This window comes from Rhodococcus sp. KBS0724 (assembly GCF_005938745.2).
Classification (GTDB): domain Bacteria; phylum Actinomycetota; class Actinomycetes; order Mycobacteriales; family Mycobacteriaceae; genus Rhodococcus_F.
Genome location: NZ_VCBX02000001.1, coordinates 1,646,135 through 1,665,425, shown reverse-complemented (window position 1 = coordinate 1,665,425; position 19,291 = coordinate 1,646,135). Strand labels below are relative to the sequence as shown.

The following is a 19,291-nucleotide window of genomic DNA, read 5'->3' as shown; positions in this document are numbered from 1 at the left end:
CGGACCAGTCTCTCAGGTCCGCCTGCCCAACACTCAATCCCGCTCCGAGCAGGTGATCAGTTCGACATCCACTGCACGACGTTGTCGACGTCCTCGCGGTCGGTGCGGAACCCGTTTACCGGGTGGTCCGTATCGGCGTACCCGAAGGAAATCGCGCACACGACCTTGCGAGTGTCGTCGATGCCGAAGTGCTCGTGAATGAACTTCGAGCAACCGGCAAGTGCGGCCTGAGGGATCGTGGCGACACCAAGACTTTGAGCGGCGAGCAGGAAGCTGTTGACATAAAGACCGCAGTCGACGGCCCCGTACGTCCCCAAAGCCTCGTCCGTGGTGATGATGGCAACGTGCGGAGCGCCGAAGAGTTCGAAGTTCTTCATCGTCTGAGCGCCTGACCCGGCACGGTCACCGTGTTCGATGCCGACGCTCGAATACAGTGCCATCGCACAATCGAACCTGCGCGACTTGTACACCCCCTGGTACTCGCGCGGGAACTCGAAATCGGACTCCTGCGGATTGGCCATGACATAGGCGCCCAGACCGGCCCGGAACCTCTCGGTTCCGTCACCTTCCGTGATTGCCACTTGCCACGGCTGGGTGTTGCACCACGACGGTGTCTTCTGCGCGAGTCGAAGGATCTCGTTGATGACCTCACGAGGAACCTGACGATCCTCGTACGCCCGGCAACTGATTCGGGAGTCGAGGAGCGATTCGAGGCTCGACAAGGTGGCGGTGTTCTCGGTCATGTATTCGTCTCCTCGTTCTTCACTAGCGTTCGTTAGACCCTACGCGGTTGCGGATTTGAAAGCTGACGCCAGTTCCCCGAAGACGGCCATCGCATCGTCCGGGTTCGGGTCGAGCGCGCCCAGAGCCACCAGCACGTCGGTCGCGCCCGCGTCGACAAGTTCTTCGGCCCCGAGCATCGTCGCACGTAAGTCGATCGATCCGTCCGACGCCTTGGCAATCGTCAGGCGTCCACGAATGCCCAGGGTCGACGCATCCCGGCCGAGGTCAGCCATCGCCTTGCGGATGACGCCTGCACCCTCGCGCAGGTCGTCATTGGTGGCGCCCATGATCGGAATCCACCCGTCACCCCAGGTCGCGACGCGTCGCACCACGGCCTTGGACAGCGAACCGGACACCCAGATGGGGATTCCAGCGGCCGGGCGGGGTGCGCAGTACACATCGTCGAACTTCAGACGGGGTGTGTCGACGCTTGCCGGCGCCGAAGTCCACAGTGCACGGCAGACTGCCAATGCGTCGTCCAGCAGCGGTCCGCGCTTGCCGAAGTCCATTCCCACAGCGTCGTATTCACGTTCCTGCCAACCGGTTCCGACTCCGAGATCCAAGCGGCCACGCGAGAGAAGGTCGATGGTCGCAGCGGTCTTGGCCAGCACGGCTCCCCCGCGCAACGCCGCGATCACGATGCCCGTACCCAGTCGAATCGTTGTGGTCTGTCCGGCGACAAAAGCCAGCACGCTCAAGGGTTCGAGCCAATTCGCGTCCGGCTCGGTGGGAAACGCCGACCACGTGTACGCGGAGTTGTCCGAACCCATCACGACGTGATCGGTGACCAGGACTCGATCGAACCCGACTGTCTCCGCGCTTTGACAGACCTGAACGAGTTTCCCGTAGGAATCAGCGGCCAGCGTAGCGCCGAAGTTCGGCACATTGAGACTCAAAGTTGTCATGGGTCAGGCCTTTCGGGGGCGGTTGGTCCAACCACCCTCTTCTTTGGGGAACCAGCCGCCCGCAGCGTGTGAGCCACCGTCGACGTGGATGACGGTGCCGGTGATGTACCTCGCCAGGTCCGATGCAAGAAACAGAGCCGGCCCGGCAATATCCACCGGTTGACCCGGACCACCCAGCGGTGCCCACTGCGGCCACTTGGCCCAATCGTCAGCGGCGACGATCGACCGATACGGCACCTGCACCGACTCGATGAGGTCGGGCGCAATTGCATTGACGCGCACGCCCGTACTACCGATCTCGACGCCGAGACTTCTGGTGAACTGCGTCAGCGCGGCCTTGTACGCCGAGTACACGGTGTGCCCCGGGATGGCCCGATGAGCTTCCACCGTGGTCAGGTTGAGGATCGATCCACCGGCGCCGCGCTCGATCATGCCGGGAAGCAGCGCATGCGTCAGGCGCAGAACGTGGTCGAAATTGATATTGCCCATATCCGACCAGAACGCCGGCGTCGTGGCCGAAAAAGTCTGCGGCGCTGCCAGAAAATGGCCGACGTTGTTCACCAGAATGTCAGGAGCGAAGTCGATCAGCTCCTGCGGTACTTCCGCTTCGCGAACGTCGTAAGACAAGCTCGAAACCGAACCACCTGCTGTGGAATCGAATTCGATGTCCGCGACTGGTTCGGTGTCGACGTCGACGACGAGCACCTGTGCACCGTGGCTCGCATATGCCCGCGCAATTGCGGCGCCGATAGCGTGCGCACCACCCGTCACCACGGCTTTCTTGCCCGTCAACATCGGCCCCGGGACAAACGCCGAATCGCTCACCACAAACATCACTCCGTCACTTTTCTCGCTCGGCAACTCGAGATGAGGCCGCTACGGAATGCACCATCACACAAAGAGAAAACAAACGCCTCGACGTTCTCACTCAGCGGCCGAGGACAATCTGTTCTTCCGGCGAGACTCGATGAACGCGTCGACGTCGGCCGCCGGCATCGGACGGCCTTCCAGATAACCCTGGACGACGCGACACCCACACTCGGTCACTACGGCTCTTTGACGGTCGGTTTCGACGCCCTCGGCAACGGTTTCCAAGCCCATCGACTCGGCAATGTCGACAATGGCGCGAAATACCGCGGTTCTCGACTCCGTCGGGTCTACGTCCAGTTGGCTCACAAAAGCGCGGTCGATCTTCAATCTGTCCACGGGCAGCATGGACAGGCTCGCAACCGAGGAGTACCCGGTACCGAAATCATCCATTGCGATGGCAACACCCAACTCCGCGATACGAACCAGGACTTCTCGATCCGAGTCGTCGATGACCAACGATTCGGTCACCTCGAGCTCGAGTCTCTCCGCAGCCAAGCCTGTCTCGCGGAGAACTTCGCGAACGGATTCGACGTACCCCACCGAACGCAACTGCACCTGAGAGACATTCACCGCAATGCGCACGTGGTCCGGCCAGGTCGTCGCCAAAGCGGACGCGGTGCGCAAGACCTCCGCCCCGATGGGAACGATCAGACCTGTTTCCTCCGCGACCGGGATGAAATCAGCCGGTGAAACTACACCGGACACGGGGTGATTCCACCTCAATAACGCCTCGAACCCCACGACGGCTCCAGTGGCCGCCGACACCTGTGGTTGGTAAGCAAGTTCGAACTCACCGTTCTGCACCGCCATCCGAAGATCCAGCAGTGCCCTGGCCCTACCGGTAGCGCGCTCACGCAGAGTCGAGTCGAAGCGTCGAATCTGATTCCGGCCGCTCACCTTCGCGTGATAGAGCGCGAGGTCCGCGACAACTACCAAATCATCGAGGGTCGTCGCATCATTCGGGAGGCAGCCGTATCCGAGGCTTCCCCGAACCCTGATCGAGTTGCCGGCAAAGACGAAGGGAACGTCTATCGCATCGACGATCGCCTGGAACCGAGCCTTGACTTCCTGACCGTCGTCGATCCCGCTGAAAGCCACGGCAAATTCGTCTCCACCGAGACGGGCACAGATTTCCGTCGGGCGCAGCACTGCGTTCAACCGCGCCGCCACATCGACCAGTACGTCATCACCGACACGATGCCCCCAGCGGTCGTTGATCGACTTGAAGTTGTCGAGATCGAGCATGGCCAGCCAGATGCCGGCTCCGCCGGCGATCATCTCCGACAACTGCGCACTGAATGTGTAGCGATTTTGAAGTCCGGTGAGCGAATCCACCTCGGCCAGCTCGCGAATGTACTCCCGTTGCTGATGAATGCGAGTGATGTCGGAGCCGACACCGCGCCACCCGCCGTCGGAAAGCCGGTTGCTCCCACGATGCCCCGACATCGACCACCGTCGAGATCGACCACCGATCCACACGTCCAGTTCGAGGTCACGGAATTCGTCACCGCTGTCAAGACATTCGACAAGTTGGTCAAGGGCACTGCGACCGGTCGCTGTTCGGTCGGCTCCGACGCTTCGGAGAATCTCGTTCATCGTCCGTCCACGAATCTCGTCGACCGGCAATCCGACACTCTCCGCAAAACGATGGGACACAACCACCGCGACGCCCTCGTCATCGGTTTCCCACAGCCAGTCCTGCGCACCGTCTTCGAGGTCGTTGAGTAGGAGTTCGACAAGATCGCGCTGATCTTCCGCAGTAAGTTCGGCTCGGAGGCGACGCTCGAAAACGGTTGCCAATACCAATGTGCCGCATTGGAGTGAGACGAGATAGACGCCGAGCAATGCCAGTAGCACCCAACGCTCCGGGCCCGGTTCAGTCCAGAACCCCCACGCCAGACCCCCGCCGACAAACAAGATCCACACTGTCGTCAAACCCCGGAACATGACTACCGGAACGATCCCTACTACTATGCCTCCCAACAAGATTGCCGTCAGCGTCAATTCTTCGGCAGCTTCGAGAAGCGGGAAGAGAACTACCGCCGCCCACGCCAGCAGCGCCCCCCACACGAGTACCTGAACCGCCATGACGACAAGGCCCGTGATCTCCCACGAGGGCTCGCGCGTCTTGAGCCGCGTCAACCAGAAAACGGTAAGCACGACATTTGTTGCAAGTATTAATGCCATCCACGTCCATCTGAACCAACCGGTTTCGACTGGTATGAAAGCCACGATAATGCTCAACGAACAAGCTGCGATGAGGAATGACAAGGGCATGACACGCGCGGAGTAGTGTAATCGGCGGAGGAGGAGTCTGCGATCTTCGTAGTACGACGCGGGGTCGCCGGTCCACGACGGGTCGATCAGATGAAGCAGAGTGTGGAATGCCTGCTGCCTCATCCCTGGGCTCTCACTCATGGTGCACCGACACGATCCGCATCAGTTGCTCGAGCGTCATCGCGTCACCCGCGACTCGACCCTGCACCGTCTGGACTTTCATGTCAGCAGCGGCCGCGAGTTGCTCCTCGCTGTCGACCCCCAGCATCACTGCCTCCAGGCCCAACGACTCGACCAAGGTCACAACGGCGGCAAGAATCGGCCATTGCCCCCGAACGGTTCCCGAGAATGATCGATCGACGCGGACGCGGGTGAAGGGCAGATCCGACAGCGATGCAAGGGACGAGAATCCAGCTCCGAATTCGTCGACGGTCAACGAAACACCAAGCCCGGCAACTCCACGCATCCCAGCCATAGCTCGATCCGAGATCGCCGATGATTCGGTGAGCTGCAACTCGATTCGACGAGCGAGAACACCCCATCTGCCCAATGCGTCTGCAACATGGTCGACAAGCCCATCCGATTCGAGTTCGCGCCCGGATACGCTGATCGCCAACCTGATGTCACCCGGCATTCTCGACGCAGCGCTACATGCCTTCTCGAAAAGCACTGAGCCGACGGTCGATGACAGTCCGGCGTCATCGACAACAACCATGAATTCCGTTGCGGGGACCATTCCCAGTCTCGGGTTATTCCATGTCGCCTTGACCTCTACCGCGACTATCGCACGCGAAGCCACGTCGAGCTGCGGCAGAAAGCTGAGCTCGATATCATCCGGGGAGATGCCATTTCCTATGTCTTCCAACAGATGTGCGCGCCTGGTCGCAATCAGTTGCATCGAATGCTGATACTGGAGGATTGTTCCTCGGCCCGATTCCTTGGCGGCGTAGAGTGCAAGATCCGCCGCAATCAGTAACGCATCAGCGGTTTGTCCGGGAGCATCCGGAACGTGGAAACCTATGCTGCATCCGATATCCAGCCGGTTGCCGGACACCAAGATCGGTTCTCGGAGAATATCGACGTAACTCAGCAAATCCGTGTGCACGCTGTCGTGATCGTCGACCTCTCGGAACAAGATTGCGAACTCGTCACCGCCGAGGCGCGCACAGAGGTGTGATGCACCGCCCACCTCCGCCATTCGTGCTCCCACCTCTTTCAACACTTCGTCGCCGATCGAATGTCCCAGCGTGTCGTTCACCGATTTGAAGTTGTCCAGATCCAGCATCGCCAGCGCGATCCGAGGTTTCCCCTGCTCCGAGTTACGCACGCTACGTTCGAGTTCCAGCCAGAAATTGTGCCGGTTGGGCATTCCGGTCAGTGCGTCGATCAATCCCATACGAACGATTTCGTCGCTCTGAATCTTCACATCGGTGACGTCAGAGCCGACGCCGCGCCAGACAAAATCGTCGGGTGCCAGCGCTGGTGCAGGTCGCCCGGACAGTTTCCACCACCGTATGGCGTCACGTACCCGCACCGGAAGCATGACGTCGACAAACGCGTCCTTTGCACTACGCGCCGTCTCGAGTTCCAATAACGCGTCACGTCCGCCTGGTAGGTCGTAAGACCCCAACTCGGCAAAAAGTTCCTGCCACGACACACCTCGCACCGCGGCAGGATCGATCCCGGCGTCGAACGCGAGTCTGCTGGGAATCCGCAAGAACCGACCTTTGCTATCGGTCTCCCACACAAAGTCCGCGGCATTACCTTCGAAATCGTCGAGCAGCATTTGTGCGACAGTGCGCTCTGCCGCGGCGCTGAGCTCAGCTTTGTAGCGCCCTTCGATATGCCCGGACACCACGATCGTGCCGGCGATCAGTGCACTTCCATACACCAGGAGACTGATCAGAAGCCGTCCGAATTCCGGGCCCGGTTGCTGCCAGAAAGCGATGCCGAGAGTTACCGTGCTCGAGGCAATCCAGATGACCCCCAGCGAGCGCAGCACCGCCGTGGCGAGTGCGCCCGCACCGATGATCGCCGCCATCGTGGCCGTCATCATCAGGTCACCGGCGGCGTCGAGAATCGGGTACAAGACAATCGCAAGCACTGAATAAAGAATGCCGGCTGCAGCAAACTCGAATACCAGGAAAGAAAAGGCGAGGCGATCGGACTGCATGATCGCTCCTCGCCTGACGGCAAAACCCACATACGCGCCGACAACGCCGACTACTCCGGCGGCAATCGGCCAGACCCTGAGCCACAGGCCGCCGTCTTCGGGAACGACATATATCGATAATCCGAACACCACCAGAAGGTGTACCGCTGAGGCCCACGGCAGCATCGTGAAGCTGACCGTGATCTGCCGGCTCCTGAGGTCACGACGCTGCGCCGCTGTCAGGGCGCGTACCTCGCCGAGCAGTGCCGAACGCGGTTCGAAAACCATCGAGCCCCCTCGCCCGTCTGACGTTGTGCGGACCGACCTATGTGCAGCCTTTCACCAATCGGGCAATTATGCCGTAACAAGAATCCGCGCATCGATATGGACGTCCAAGTGGCACTACGGTAGGAAACCACACGATTGCCTCGAAGTCAGCAAACTACGAGCGCCATCATGACAACATCATGTGAAATCGGCCAGCTTGTGCACTGGCCGAGGAGGCTCGGTAGATGTCCGCACCGTCGCCAAAATCGGACATCAGGAACAATGGGATCTGATCGACCATCAAACGACAAAAATCGCACAAGATCGCGCACCAGGTTCCACGATCGAACTCTTCGGGTTCAGAGAAGGACAACAACGATGGCAATCGACTACACCCGGCGCCCCTCGGAATCCACGCCCCCCACAGGCTCGGTCAATCTGAGCAAGATCACACTGACCAAGGCCGCACCGACGGTCAATCTCGCCAAGGCCGGCGAACGCCAGGGAAACATGCGCGTGAATCTCAACTGGTCACAAGGCGCCGCCCCGAAGAAGACGGGTTTTCTGGCCAAACTAGCCGGCGCGGGATCTGGCGCAGTAGATCTTGACCTCGGCTGTCTCTACGAACTCGCAGACGGCTCCAAAGGGGTTGTCCAGGCACTGGGCAACAGCTTCGGAGCGTTGAACACCCCGCCGTACATCATGTTGGACGGTGACGATCGCAGCGGTTCCAACACCGGCGGCGAGAACATGCACATCAATCTCGCCGACCCGAGCGTCTTCCGACGGATTCTCATCTTCGCGATGATCTACGACGGCGCACCCAACTGGGCCGCCGTCGACGGCGTCGTCACCCTGATACCGACCAGCGGCCCCCAGGTGGAAGTTCGACTGGACTCTGCGAGCAATCAGGCGCGCATCTGCGCAATCGCCTTCATCCAGAGTTCCGGGCAAGGCGTGAGCGTTACCCGGGAAGTGCAGTACATCAACGGCAGCCAGTCCGACCTCGACCGCGCATACAGTTGGGGCATGCAGTGGTCTGCGGGGCGTAAATAAGCAGGGACACAAACAATCAAGCGCTGCCGCTATTGCGCAATTTGTCCATATTTGACTCTCGAGTTGGCTAGGCTCGATTTCTGTGGGGTCAGACATGAGGGGTCAACTCGACACCGCTAGTGGGTCGGCCGTGCTATGTGCTTAGTCCGGTCGGCGGTGATGCCCCGATTCCCTCGAGATCGGGGCATCGCCTCACTCGATCGTCACGCACCTGCGCCGCACTTTCGCCATGTCACGTCTGGTTTCACAGCTCTCCGGCACGGGTACCAGGGAGGAAGTTCTCCGCGAGCTTCTCTAAAGACAGAACTGGTGATCCGGATGTGGGTGAAGCGAACCGACACAGCACTGATCGTCATCGTTGCCGTCATTCTCGGGATCATGGTGTGGATCTCGAGTGCTCACCTCGTCGCATCGATCGGGGTCACCGTCGCCGCTGCCACAATCTGCTGGATTGCGTGCGGATTCATCCACGGATTCCATTCCCCGAATTGATCTTCGGCATTGATGTCAACGAATAATCAAGTACCGCAGTCGACATCGATAATGTGGGCCAGTTTCATCGGAAGCTTTATTTCGTCCAGCCCTCGGACGGCGTAGGACTTCTCGCATAGCCGAATCGTCACGCGGGCACCGGGAATGACGCCGGCGTTCACCAGAAATGTGATGAGTTCGGGGTCGGACTGGGCATGCTCGGAGATGCACCGGACGATGCCGACTACAGGCAGTGTCGATTCCGAAATGTCGGCCAATTTTGTTGCTGCAACGGATTTTTCAACCGTGATCCCGAAGTGCTCCAACCCTGGAATGGGGTTTCCCCACGGAGACGTAGTCGGGCCACCGAGGATGTCGACGATGCGGCGCTCGGCGGCCTCGCTCATGACATGTTGCCAACGACAAGCTTCCCCGTGCACGAGTGTTGCCGGCATATTGATGATGTCGGTGAGCAGTCGCTCGGCAAGTCGATGTTTGCGAGTGACCTCGATGGCACGGATGCTTCCCTCCTCGGTAAGTCCGATTCGGTTATCGTCGTCGATCGAGACCAGACCGGCGCGTTTCATACGTGCCACAGTTTGGAATACCGTCGGCGCAGCTTGGCGCATTCGTTCGATCAGTCGGGATTGCCGCACCGGGACGCAGTCCTCGTTGAGGTCGTAGATGGTGCGCAGATACATTTCAGTGGTGTTGACGATTTCCTTCACGCGGCCGGGCGCCTTTCCAAACAGGAGTCGAGTTTGCTCGAACCGAGTGATGTTTCCGATACCGCACTTTGGTTGTGCCGCATCGGAGCAGGGATAGTAGAGGTGTGCGAATTCTTGTGGTGGACGACGACCGAAACGTCGCGGAAACTGTGCGGCGGATGCTCGTGGCCGAAGGCTGGGTCGTGGACGTGGAACATGACGGCCGCGCCGGACTGGAGAAGGCGACCACCGAACATTTCGACGTCGTCATTCTCGACATCATGATGCCCGTCCTCAACGGGTACGAGGTGGTACGGCAATTGCGTCGCGACGGTGTGTGGACACCCGTGTTGATGTTGACCGCCAAGGACGGAGAGTACGACCAGGCCGACGCCTTCGATTTCGGTGCTGACGACTACCTGACCAAGCCCTTCTCGTTTGTCGTGCTGATCGCGCGCTTGCGGGCGCTGGTGCGCCGCGGCGCACCGGAGCGGCCGGTTGTGTTGACTGCTGGGTCGCTGAGCGTCGATCCCGCAGCTCACGTCGCCAAACGAGGAGATGTCGAATTGACTTTGGCGCCGCGGGAATTCGGAATGCTCGAGTTCTTGATGCGACGCAAAGGCGAAGTCGTGACCAAAACCGAAATCCTCCAGTCCGTGTGGGACATCAATTACCGAGGTGACGAGAACGTCGTGGAGGTGTACGTCAGCTACCTGCGGCGACGGATCGACACCCCCTTCGGATGCAAGTCGATCGAGACGATCCGCGGAGTAGGCTACCGACTCGCAGCCGACGGCGGAGGTTAGTCGACCCACGGCGCTACCGGGAGCCTGAATCCGACAACGGCCCCACCGCCGGGTGCGTCTGCGACAGTGACGCTTCCGTGGTGCGCCCGCACGATCTCGTCGACAATCGCCAGACCGAGACCCGAACCGCCACTGCTGCGTTCGCGGACGGTGTCCAGACGGACAAAGCGTTGCAAGACCCGCGATTTATCGGCATCGGCAATCCCCGGCCCGTTGTCGGACACGGTCACACTCACGTGGCGCCGATCGGCATCGACGGTTATTGCGAAGTCCAGACGGTCACGGGTGTGACGGGACGCATTGTCCGCGATGTTCCGCAAGACTCGAGCAAGTTTCTCACCGTCGCCTTGCACCCGCACAGCGCTGATCTTCGCGGTAATCGTTTGGCGGCCAAACGCTTCGAGGCGTGCAACCTCGGCGCTGACCACTTCGTCGAGGTCAACGTCGGCCAGCCGCAACGGCACTCCGTGCTCGTCGGCGCGCGCCAGGAACAGCAGGTCCGAGACCATTCCCTGTAGCCGAAGCGCCTCAGGCATCATGACCGTCGCCACGGTATCCGGGTCGATGGGCTGCTGCGTTGTTCGGGACAGATCAAGCAGACCCACCAGTGTGGTCAGCGGACTGTTGAGCTCGTGCGACGCGTCGTTCACGAAGCGCATCTGCTCTGCTCGGGCAGTGCCGATGCGGTCGAGCATCGCATTCATTGTGGTTGCCAGAGTGGCGATCTCGTCCCCGGTATCGGGTACCGGCACCCGCTGATCAAGATCTCCGCCGGTAATGTCGTCGACCTGTTTGCGAATATCGTCAACCGGTTTCAGTGTCCGGGTGACAAAGTAATAGGTCAGGACAGCTGTCCCGATCACGATGGTCGGGATCACCACAGCAGCCAGCGCGGCAACAAAGCGGAAGAGCGAGTCGAGTCGACGCTCCGCCGCGCCGACCTCCACTGTGACCGGTTCGCCCCCGGGAGCGAGTACACCGATAAGTGCGCCCCGATACAGGGGGCCATCCGGGGTTGTTTGCAGACCGCTTTCCCGTCGTTCCTCGCCAGGATTCATCCCCGAGGAGAGCGGACCGGCCGGATAGCGCTCCCCACTGAACACCACGCGCCCAGCGTCGTCCACCACCTGGATGATGTCGACGTATCGGCTGTCGGTCAGCAACGACTCGTCGAGGCCGGCGAGCCCCTTCGACTCGACAACTGCCGCAATCTGCCTCGCGCGGGCAGTTGTTGCCACGTCGGCGGATTGCCGCGACGACTGGTGCAGGGCGTAGAGCACTGCCCCGGCCGCAACAGTCAACGTGAGTGCCATGAGCAATGTCGCCAGCACCGTCAGACGGGTACGCACAGGCCTGAGCCGCCGCCGAATGCGGCCGGTCCACGCAGTGAGTGAGGAGTGCACGAGTCAGACAGTAGCCGCGCCATGCGGTCGATCCGTAGTGCAACTCAGCGTCCCCTAAGTATTGCTGGTCCAGGATGCATTCTGTGCGACTTGCCGAGGTGCGGTCGTCACCACACAAATCGAAGGGACACCATTCATGGCTACTCGTACCGGGCACCGCCTGGCCGTTGCCGGCACCATCGCCGGCCTGTCGGCACTTGCCCTCGTCGTCAACCCGGCAATCGGCTCCGCGGCAATTACCGGCGGCGCATCCGTGCACGCAAACGCCGGGGCAGGCACCATCACCACCTCGATCACCGGACTCAACACCACCAAGGCATTCGTCAAGTGCGAGGGCACCGTCTACCGCGCCGACGCCACCATCCTCGACTCGACCACCAAGGTCGGCTCCAGCTACCTCGTCGTGGGCGACACCATGGTCGCCGGCCAGATCCTGACCAACGCCTCCGGCACCGGCACCTCCGCCGTCTTCCCCGACGGTGAATACCAGGTCCGTACCAAGTGCAAGGAAGACGGCGACACCGACTACCAGGACCCCATCGCATCGGTCCGCGTCACCGTCACCAGCACCACTCCGCCGGCTACCGGTTCGCTTGACCCGTCCGCACTCATCAAGGGCCTGCTCGACGGCGTACTGAGCCAGTTCGGCAGCTAGAGCGTCTGACTGCACACGCGGCGCGAACACCACACAGTCGAATCCGAACGAAGGAACCCGTCATGACAAGGATGCCCGAGCGTATTCGCGCCGCGTACAACGCCGAAATGTACGACGTCGGAACTACCAGCGACGACGCACAGAAATGGATTCACCTCGAGCAGGCGCACATCTTGGCGCAGCCCTACCCGTGGCCACATACGCGCAATCACATCGCGATGCTCACTCTCGCAGTGCGACAACGTGACTGGAGTGAAGCTCGAGGTCAACTCGTGCGGATCGTTGTTGCTGCGCCCGGTTCCGCTCTGCGCCGCTACCCCTCCGGCAACACCGGACGCACTACTGCTGGGCTCACGACACCGATGCCGATACCGGATCATCTGGCCAACCTTCTCACCAATTCGACTTAGCCGACCCACCACTGGTTTCGGTGGCGACTCGAACTGGAATGGCCAACCCGCAATGCGGGCGGCGACTGTGCGGACGCCACGACTGCTCGACGTTGATCCGTGCTACAGGGGCCGCTCACCAACAGCGGCCGGCCTGGCCGGAAACGACAGTTACAGCATCGCCGAGACGTCTTGACGATGCGATAGTTGGTGGGCGAAGTACGGCGTCGACCAACTCATTCGATTTGACCGAATGCGCTTGTTTCGGAGTCCAACTCGGGGCACAGTCGTCAAATCAAGACTCCAGCTACCCGGGAGCACGACAGTCTTCTCGATGCCGGATACACGCGCTAAACCGTCATCGACTCCGTCGCACACACTCGATGCACTGCCGCGCAGTGGGTAGCGCCTCCAGTCTGGCGTCTGCAATCGACTTCTGGCAGACCTCACAGATTCCGTATTCACCTGACCGGAGGCGGGTTGTCGCCGCATCCAAATCCCGCAATTCGGCTTCGGTATCGGCAATTAGAGACGCGATTTTGGCCCGCTCGAACGCGATAGTCGACCCCTCGGGATCGTGTTCATCGTCGTCAGTCGTCCAGCGGGAACCTTCGATTATGGATTCGAGTCCTTCGCGGAGTGATGCCAATCGGTGCTCTGCCCGCCGCCGTTCAAGGCCGATGGTCGCGTGGAAATCCTGCATCATTGTATTCAACGCTGCCCGAGCACCGCGCACAATGCGTGCGATCGGCTGGTCGGAGAGCTGCGTACCCTCTGCGTACCGAAGCGAAATTGGATGAACATCCGAGGCTTCGAATCATGCGGTGAGCTGGTCTTTTTGGTGCCCCCAGTCGGACTTGAACCGACACTTGACGGATTTTAAGTCCGTTGCCTCTGCCAATTGGGCTATGGGGGCCTACCTGTTGCTGCCGGTTTCCCGACAACAACAGGGATCACACTATCGTGCGCTCAGAGGCATCGTCATCAGACCCACCGATCGTGATGCCCATCAGCACTATTGGGCGGTGCGAAGCGGGATCGACATGGCAATACCGTCGAGGATGTCGTGCTCGCTGACCACAAGTTCTGTGATTCCCGCCTTGTCCTCGAAGGCTCGCGCGAGGATGGTCGTGACAATCGCTCCGCCGCCGATCACGTCCACGCGACCGGGATGCATCGGCCCGAAATTTGCTCGCTCGGCGCGTGGCATCGCGGTGAGTCGCTCACACACGTCGATCAAACGGCCGAAGGAAATTCGGGACAAGTGCACTTTGTCTGCGTCGTAGTCCGGCAGGTCCTGCGCAATTGCCGAAAGCGTGGTCATTGTTCCCGCAACACCAACCAAGGTGCGCGCTTTCTCGATGGGTACCACCGAGAAGGCTTCCGCAAGCTTGGCGGACGCGAATTCTGTTGCCTCGGAGACCTGTTCATCGGTCGGAGGATCGGAATGCAGGCACCGTTCGGTCACCCGAACACAGCCGATGTCGGTGGAATACGCAGCCTGAACACCAGCAGAGTCGCCGAGAACCAGCTCTGTGGAACCGCCACCGAGATCGACCACCACAAAGGGGCCTTCAGACGGATCGAGCTCTCCCACAGCGCCACTGAAGGACAGTCGTGCTTCCTCGTCTCCGGAGATCACCTCAGCGCCCGCGCCGGGGATCACGCTACCCAGCACTTCCTGCGTCATCGTGAAGAAGTCGTCGCGGTTGGATGCATCGCGCGTCGCCGAGGTGGCAACCATGCGAACGGCACTTGCTTCGGCGTCGGCGATCATGCCCGCGTACTCGACCAATGCGATCCGTGTGCGTTCGATGGCTTCGGGAGCCAAAGTTCCTGTTGCGTCGACACCTTGACCGAGGCGGACAACCCGCATTTCACGGCGGACGTCGACCAATCGTCCGTCTGCCCCGACATCAGCGATCAGTAGGCGGATGGAATTGGTGCCGCAGTCGACGGCGGCAACGCGCACTGTCACTTCTCGGGATCTACTGCGTCGTCGATGCCCGGCCAGTCAGCGGGAATGGCGGTGCCGCGCAGCTTGCCCTTCCCTGCCAGAGCTACCGACTCGTCACCGAGCGGATTGACGCCCGGCCCCTTGGCCAGTGAATGCGCCATCAGAACGTGCAGGCACTTGACGCGATCCGGCATCCCGCCGCCGGCAAAGTCGGTACCGAGGGATTCGATGGCGTCACGCTCGGCAAGATACGACTCGTACGCACGGCGGTACGCGGCAGCCAACTCAGGATCCTGCGTCAGGCGCTCGGTCATCTCACGCATCACACCGGCAGATTCCTGACGGCTGGCCTCCGCGGTCAGCCGGGGATCCGTCAAGTAGTACAGCGTCGGGAAAGGTGTTCCGTCAGGAAGTTTGGGAGCTGTCTTGACCACGCCGGGTGTGCCATCGGGACTGCGGTACGCAATCTCGAGCACTCCGCGCGGCTCACGGCCCAACTGAGCTGCGACGGCGTCAAGATCGGCCTGCGCGACGTGAGGGGAATTTTCGGACGGCTTGCTCACCCGGTGGGTACTCCTTGTTCTTCTGACTGCTCTGTCGGCATCACCGGCATCGGCGCCGGTGTTGCCTTCGTTTCGGGAACCACTGGTGGCTCCGAAATCGTCTGCCACAGATCGCGATACCACGGACCTGTCAGCGGGGCTTCTTCAACTTGCTTCTTCTCGGGTTCTTGATAGTCACCGGGAAGTTGTACCTGGAACGGCGTTTCGCCGGGCTTGACGTACCGAAGACGTTCCCGCGCAAGAGCTTCGATATAGGCGGGATCGTCGAAACGCGCATTCTGCTGTCGAAGCGCATCAACTTCCGATTGGAGAACGCGTCGTTCGGCAGCGATCTGAGCGGCATCGGAACGCTGAGAGATGTACGTGCGCAACGGCACCGCCAACGTCAACGCGAGCATCAGAACGACCATCGCGAGAACGACCGCCCGGCTGGTCGAGAGCCCGAAGACCGTGTGGTCGGAACTGGGCAATCGCGACCAGAACTTACGCGTCGACGCCGTCGTTGACTTGGTTCCGGTCGACGCTGTTTCCGTCGTCTCGGCATCTGTACCGCGTGCCCGGCGGGTGCTGCTGGATTTCGTGCGACGAGCAGTGTCCGCGCGCCCGGAACCACGACCCCCCGGACTTCCTCCGGGGGATCGTGGCTTACCGCGTTGTGCAGACACTGCTGATACCTAAATGCGTTGCTCAGGCCTCGAACGCGAAGCGCGGGAATGCAACCTCGCCGGCGTAACGAGCGGCATCACCGAGGTTCTCCTCGATGCGCAGCAACTGGTTGTACTTGGCGACGCGCTCGCTACGAGCCGGCGCACCCGTCTTGATCTGGCCGCTGCCGACGGCAACTGCGAGGTCCGCAATGGTGGTGTCCTCGGTCTCGCCGGACCGGTGGCTCATCATCGTCTTGTAGCCGTTGCGGTGAGCGAGGTCGACTGCGTCGAGGGTCTCGGTCAGCGTGCCGATCTGGTTGACCTTGACCAGCAGTGCGTTTGCCGCGCCCTTGACGATGCCCTCTTCGAGGCGCTCGGGGTTGGTGACGAACAGGTCGTCGCCGACGAGCTGAACCTTGTTGCCGATCTGGTCGGTGAGTGCAACCCAGCCGTCCCAGTCGTCTTCGTCGAGCGGATCCTCGATGGAGACGAGCGGGTATGCGTCGATGAGTTCGGCGTAGAACGCTGCCATCTCGGCCGCCGTGCGGTTCTTGCCCTCGAACTTGTAGCCGGTGCCGTCGGTGTAGAACTCGGTAGCTGCAACGTCGAGCGCGAGCGCGACATCGGTGCCCAGCTTGAGTCCGGTCTTGTTCACGGCAATCGTGATGAGGTCGAGAGCTTCCTTCGTACCGGCAACGTCAGGCGCGAATCCGCCTTCGTCTCCGAGGCCCGTGGACAGACCCTTCTCCTTCAGGACGGACTTGAGGGAGTGGTAGACCTCGGCACCCCAGCGCAGGGATTCCTTGAAGCTCGGTGCACCGATCGGAGCAACCATGAACTCCTGGACATCGACACCGGTGTCGGCGTGAGCGCCACCGTTGAGGATGTTCATCATCGGAACAGGCAGCACATGAGCGTTGGGGCCACCGACGTAACGGAACAGCTCCAGGCCCGAAGACTCCGCTGCGGCGCGGGCAACTGCCAGCGACGCACCGAGGAGTGCGTTGGCACCGAGGCGAGACTTGTCCGGAGTGCCGTCAGCGTCGAGCAGCGCCTGGTCGACAGTGCGCTGTTCGGTGGCGTCGATACCGATGATTGCGGGCGCGATCTCGCCGAGAACTGCCTCGACTGCCTTCTCGACACCCTTTCCGCCGTAGCGAGCGCCACCATCGCGCAACTCGACGGCTTCGTGCTCACCGGTGGATGCGCCGGAGGGCACTGCTGCCCGGGCGAAACTTCCGTCGTCGAGCAAAACCTCAACTTCAACCGTGGGGTTGCCACGGGAATCAAGGATCTCGCGAGCTCCGACCTGCTCAATACTGGCCACTGTGTGGTTCTCCTTCGATGGGCTTCGCATTGGGGCGCACTCCGCGTGCGTGGACATTAGGACACACACTGCGTGCATGGGCATTGGACCACGATCGTGCCGGGGCCCCCGTAGTGCCAGCACACAGCCTAACCGCAGCGCGCGAAGGCTTCTTTATCGACGCGCTCACACAGGCCTGAACTGCGGTCATGATCGTTCACGCCGGCCGCGTTCCCACGGAATACGCCGACGCCCGATCGCGCACGAGCGCGAGGTAGTCACCGGAGAGGTTGTACGCCATCAGAGCCTGCTGCCAACCTTGCGCGGCTGTCAGGTCTCCCCCGCGGGCACACAGATACCGCGCCGCGGTGAGGGTGGCGTCGTCGATATTGTCGGGATCGACGCGACCGTCACCGTTGGCGTCGACGCCCCACTTCAACCAGGTTTCCGGGATGAACTGCATCGGCCCCATCGCTCGATCGTGTACGGAATCTCCGTCCATGGTGCCGCCGTCCGTGTCGGGGATCTCGGCCACACCCGGCCCACCGTCGAGTGGAATGCCGCGAATGATCGGACTGACCTGACCCATCGCGTCCACCGCGGAACCGTCGTAGGTCCCGTGGCGGCTTTCGACGCTCCCGATCCCGGCGAGCGTGGTCCACCCGATCCCACAACCGGGCAACGTTTCGGCCATCACGGCTGCGGCGTACCCGTACGCCTCGAGAGCGGTGGTGCCGATTCCCACGTCACTACTGAGCCCGGCTGCCCAGTCAGCAAGCTGATCGGCGCTGCGGCCGGGTGCATTGATATCGATCGGCGGTGTCGGCGCGCCGACTCCCGGAGGGATTCCCTCGGGAATCGCAATCTTCGGTTCGTTGGATCCACACGCTGCAATACCCACTCCGGCAAGCACCGTTCCGGCAGCTATCGCGGCGACGACGCGCACGACGCGCCGGGGTCTCGAGGTCTCACCAGTGGTTCGGTACACCCCTCCATCATCCACACGAGTCGACCGAACACTCGAATTCAATAGTAAAGAGAAGCAAAAGGCCAGGTCAGAATATGGATACCAGCCGCAAGGTGGAGTATCTTCATCGGAGTTAAGGCTGTCCTACTATCGGCCGCTTCCCCGGAGCAGCCACGCGTCCTCCAGCGAAGGAGCCACCTGTGTCCGTGTCGGTACTCGCTGCCTCGAGCAGTCCGTCAGTTGCCACGCAGCTATTCGGCAGTGGCCTGATCGGTCTCCGCGAAGGCCTCGAAGCCGGCATCGTGGTCATGATCCTGGCCGCGTACCTCGTCAAGGCACAGCGCCGGGATGCACTGAAGTGGGTGTGGCTCGGGGTTGTCGCCGCGGTGGCGATGGTCGCGATCATCTTCTTTGCCATACATTACGGAACCTCCACCGTCGACGGTTTGACTGCGGAAGTCATCGCCGGAGTTGCGTCGCTGATCGCCGTGGTGATCGTGACCGCGATGGTCCTCTGGATGCGTACCGCGGCCAAGAACATCTCCGGCGACCTCAAGGCCGGCATGGAGAAAGCCCTCGTCGCCGGACCGATCGCGATCCTGACACTCGCATTCTTTGCCGTCGGACGCGAGGGCGTCGAGACGGCGCTGCTCATGGTCGGCTACGCCGAGAACACGGCCGGTAGTTCCTGGCCGCTCATCGGATTGCTGCTCGGCATTCTCCTCGCTGCCGTCCTGACTGTCGCCATGTACTTCGGGGCGCTACGTCTCAACCTCACTACGTTCTTCCGCTACACCGCGATCTTCCTCATCGTTGTCGCCGCTGGAATCCTCTCGTACGGCATCCGCGCCTTGCAGATCGGAAACGTCCTCCCCGGAGTCGAGAACATCGCGTTCAACCTCACACCGGACTACGACCCGTCCACCTGGTACGGCACCGTCCTGGCCGGCATTTTCAACTTCCGCCCCGATCCGACGGTTCTGCAAGCGACCGCGTGGGTCGTGTATCTCGTCATCGTGCTGGCGCTCTTCCTGCGCCCGCAATCTTCGCCGGCGCCCGTAGCCGATACAGCTGTCCCAGCGTCCGACAACAAAGAATCCTGAGAGGCAT

19 protein-coding genes and 1 tRNA gene are annotated in these 19,291 nt (G+C 61.4%); 6 read left to right on the top strand and 14 right to left on the bottom strand.

Annotated features, from left to right (window positions below; all coding sequences use genetic code 11):
• Nucleotides 1-56: 56 nt before the first annotated feature.
• The 5 genes from FFI94_RS07740 to FFI94_RS07720 all read right to left on the bottom strand — a co-directional run bounded on the left by FFI94_RS07740 (nucleotide 57) and on the right by FFI94_RS07720 (nucleotide 7,275).
• A complete protein-coding gene (locus FFI94_RS07740; protein WP_138872457.1) occupies nucleotides 57-743 on the bottom strand; it encodes a nitroreductase in 687 nt (228 codons plus the stop codon).
• Between the two features lie 39 nt (nucleotides 744-782).
• Nucleotides 783-1,688, bottom strand: coding sequence for a TIGR03619 family F420-dependent LLM class oxidoreductase (locus FFI94_RS07735; RefSeq protein WP_138872456.1), 906 nt, complete (start codon nucleotides 1,686-1,688; stop codon nucleotides 783-785).
• 3 nt (nucleotides 1,689-1,691) lie between these two features.
• Entirely contained in the window at nucleotides 1,692-2,522 is an 831-nt protein-coding gene (locus tag FFI94_RS07730; RefSeq protein WP_138873661.1) for an SDR family NAD(P)-dependent oxidoreductase, read from the bottom strand.
• Between the two features lie 90 nt (nucleotides 2,523-2,612).
• Nucleotides 2,613-4,700 (bottom strand): bifunctional diguanylate cyclase/phosphodiesterase, encoded by a 2,088-nt coding sequence (locus FFI94_RS07725; protein ID WP_260683924.1) that lies wholly within the window; start codon nucleotides 4,698-4,700, stop codon nucleotides 2,613-2,615.
• A gap of 268 nt (nucleotides 4,701-4,968) precedes the next feature.
• The gene (locus FFI94_RS07720; RefSeq protein ID WP_260683922.1) at nucleotides 4,969-7,275 is read right to left on the bottom strand and encodes a bifunctional diguanylate cyclase/phosphodiesterase; all 2,307 of its coding nucleotides are present in this window, start codon (nucleotides 7,273-7,275) and stop codon (nucleotides 4,969-4,971) included.
• Between the two features lie 357 nt (nucleotides 7,276-7,632).
• Here FFI94_RS07720 and FFI94_RS07715 point away from each other — a divergent pair, with 357 nt between their 5' ends.
• Together FFI94_RS07715 and FFI94_RS33600 are read left to right on the top strand one after the other, a co-directional pair.
• Nucleotides 7,633-8,310 carry a tellurium resistance protein gene (locus tag FFI94_RS07715; protein WP_138872455.1) on the top strand — a complete coding sequence of 226 codons (678 nt, stop codon included), beginning with the start codon at nucleotides 7,633-7,635 and terminating at the stop codon, nucleotides 8,308-8,310.
• Between the two features lie 324 nt (nucleotides 8,311-8,634).
• On the top strand, nucleotides 8,635-8,802 hold the full coding sequence (locus FFI94_RS33600) for a hypothetical protein (RefSeq protein WP_185993153.1): 168 nt from the start codon (nucleotides 8,635-8,637) through the stop codon (nucleotides 8,800-8,802).
• Between the two features lie 26 nt (nucleotides 8,803-8,828).
• Here the strand turns inward: FFI94_RS33600 and FFI94_RS07710 are convergent, their stop codons facing one another.
• Entirely contained in the window at nucleotides 8,829-9,509 is a 681-nt protein-coding gene (locus FFI94_RS07710) for a metal-dependent transcriptional regulator (protein WP_138872454.1), read from the bottom strand.
• Between the two features lie 104 nt (nucleotides 9,510-9,613).
• On the opposite strand from FFI94_RS07710, the gene FFI94_RS07705 reads away from it, so the two are divergent.
• Nucleotides 9,614-10,294: a response regulator transcription factor gene (locus tag FFI94_RS07705; RefSeq protein WP_138872453.1), complete on the top strand. Its 681-nt coding sequence runs from the start codon at nucleotides 9,614-9,616 to the stop codon at nucleotides 10,292-10,294.
• Here FFI94_RS07705 and FFI94_RS07700 read toward each other — a convergent pair.
• Entirely contained in the window at nucleotides 10,291-11,697 is a 1,407-nt protein-coding gene (locus FFI94_RS07700; protein ID WP_397495430.1) for an ATP-binding protein, read from the bottom strand. The two genes, FFI94_RS07705 and FFI94_RS07700, sit on opposite strands and share 4 nt — an antisense overlap.
• Nucleotides 11,698-11,833: 136 nt before the next feature.
• Here FFI94_RS07700 and FFI94_RS07695 point away from each other — a divergent pair, with 136 nt between their 5' ends.
• Both FFI94_RS07695 and FFI94_RS07690 read left to right on the top strand, forming a co-directional pair.
• Nucleotides 11,834-12,352 carry a hypothetical protein gene (locus FFI94_RS07695; protein ID WP_138872452.1) on the top strand — a complete coding sequence of 173 codons (519 nt, stop codon included), beginning with the start codon at nucleotides 11,834-11,836 and terminating at the stop codon, nucleotides 12,350-12,352.
• Nucleotides 12,353-12,414: 62 nt separating this feature from the next.
• Nucleotides 12,415-12,762: a DUF3703 domain-containing protein gene (locus FFI94_RS07690; RefSeq protein WP_138872451.1), complete on the top strand. Its 348-nt coding sequence runs from the start codon at nucleotides 12,415-12,417 to the stop codon at nucleotides 12,760-12,762.
• 337 nt (nucleotides 12,763-13,099) lie between these two features.
• Here the strand turns inward: FFI94_RS07690 and FFI94_RS07685 are convergent, their stop codons facing one another.
• The 7 genes from FFI94_RS07685 to FFI94_RS07655 form a co-directional block, all read right to left on the bottom strand.
• On the bottom strand, nucleotides 13,100-13,444 hold the full coding sequence (locus tag FFI94_RS07685) for a TraR/DksA C4-type zinc finger protein (RefSeq protein WP_138873657.1): 345 nt from the start codon (nucleotides 13,442-13,444) through the stop codon (nucleotides 13,100-13,102).
• Between the two features lie 136 nt (nucleotides 13,445-13,580).
• Nucleotides 13,581-13,657, bottom strand: a tRNA-Leu gene (locus FFI94_RS07680).
• 99 nt (nucleotides 13,658-13,756) lie between these two features.
• Nucleotides 13,757-14,719: a Ppx/GppA phosphatase family protein gene (locus tag FFI94_RS07675; RefSeq protein WP_138872450.1), complete on the bottom strand. Its 963-nt coding sequence runs from the start codon at nucleotides 14,717-14,719 to the stop codon at nucleotides 13,757-13,759.
• On the bottom strand, nucleotides 14,716-15,261 hold the full coding sequence (locus FFI94_RS07670) for a DUF501 domain-containing protein (RefSeq protein ID WP_033234548.1): 546 nt from the start codon (nucleotides 15,259-15,261) through the stop codon (nucleotides 14,716-14,718). The genes FFI94_RS07675 and FFI94_RS07670 overlap by 4 nt, the downstream gene beginning before the upstream one ends.
• Nucleotides 15,258-15,926: a septum formation initiator family protein gene (locus tag FFI94_RS07665; RefSeq protein WP_138872449.1), complete on the bottom strand. Its 669-nt coding sequence runs from the start codon at nucleotides 15,924-15,926 to the stop codon at nucleotides 15,258-15,260. Before FFI94_RS07665 ends, FFI94_RS07670 begins: the two co-directional genes overlap by 4 nt.
• A gap of 22 nt (nucleotides 15,927-15,948) precedes the next feature.
• Entirely contained in the window at nucleotides 15,949-17,235 is a 1,287-nt protein-coding gene (gene eno / locus FFI94_RS07660; protein ID WP_033234550.1) for a phosphopyruvate hydratase, read from the bottom strand.
• 196 nt (nucleotides 17,236-17,431) lie between these two features.
• Entirely contained in the window at nucleotides 17,432-18,142 is a 711-nt protein-coding gene (locus FFI94_RS07655; protein ID WP_260684464.1) for a lytic transglycosylase domain-containing protein, read from the bottom strand.
• A gap of 245 nt (nucleotides 18,143-18,387) precedes the next feature.
• Here FFI94_RS07655 and efeU point away from each other — a divergent pair, with 245 nt between their 5' ends.
• Nucleotides 18,388-19,284, top strand: a complete 897-nt coding sequence (gene efeU, locus FFI94_RS07650) for an iron uptake transporter permease EfeU (protein WP_138873656.1) — start codon at nucleotides 18,388-18,390, stop codon at nucleotides 19,282-19,284.
• The last annotated feature ends 7 nt before the right edge of the window (nucleotides 19,285-19,291 follow it).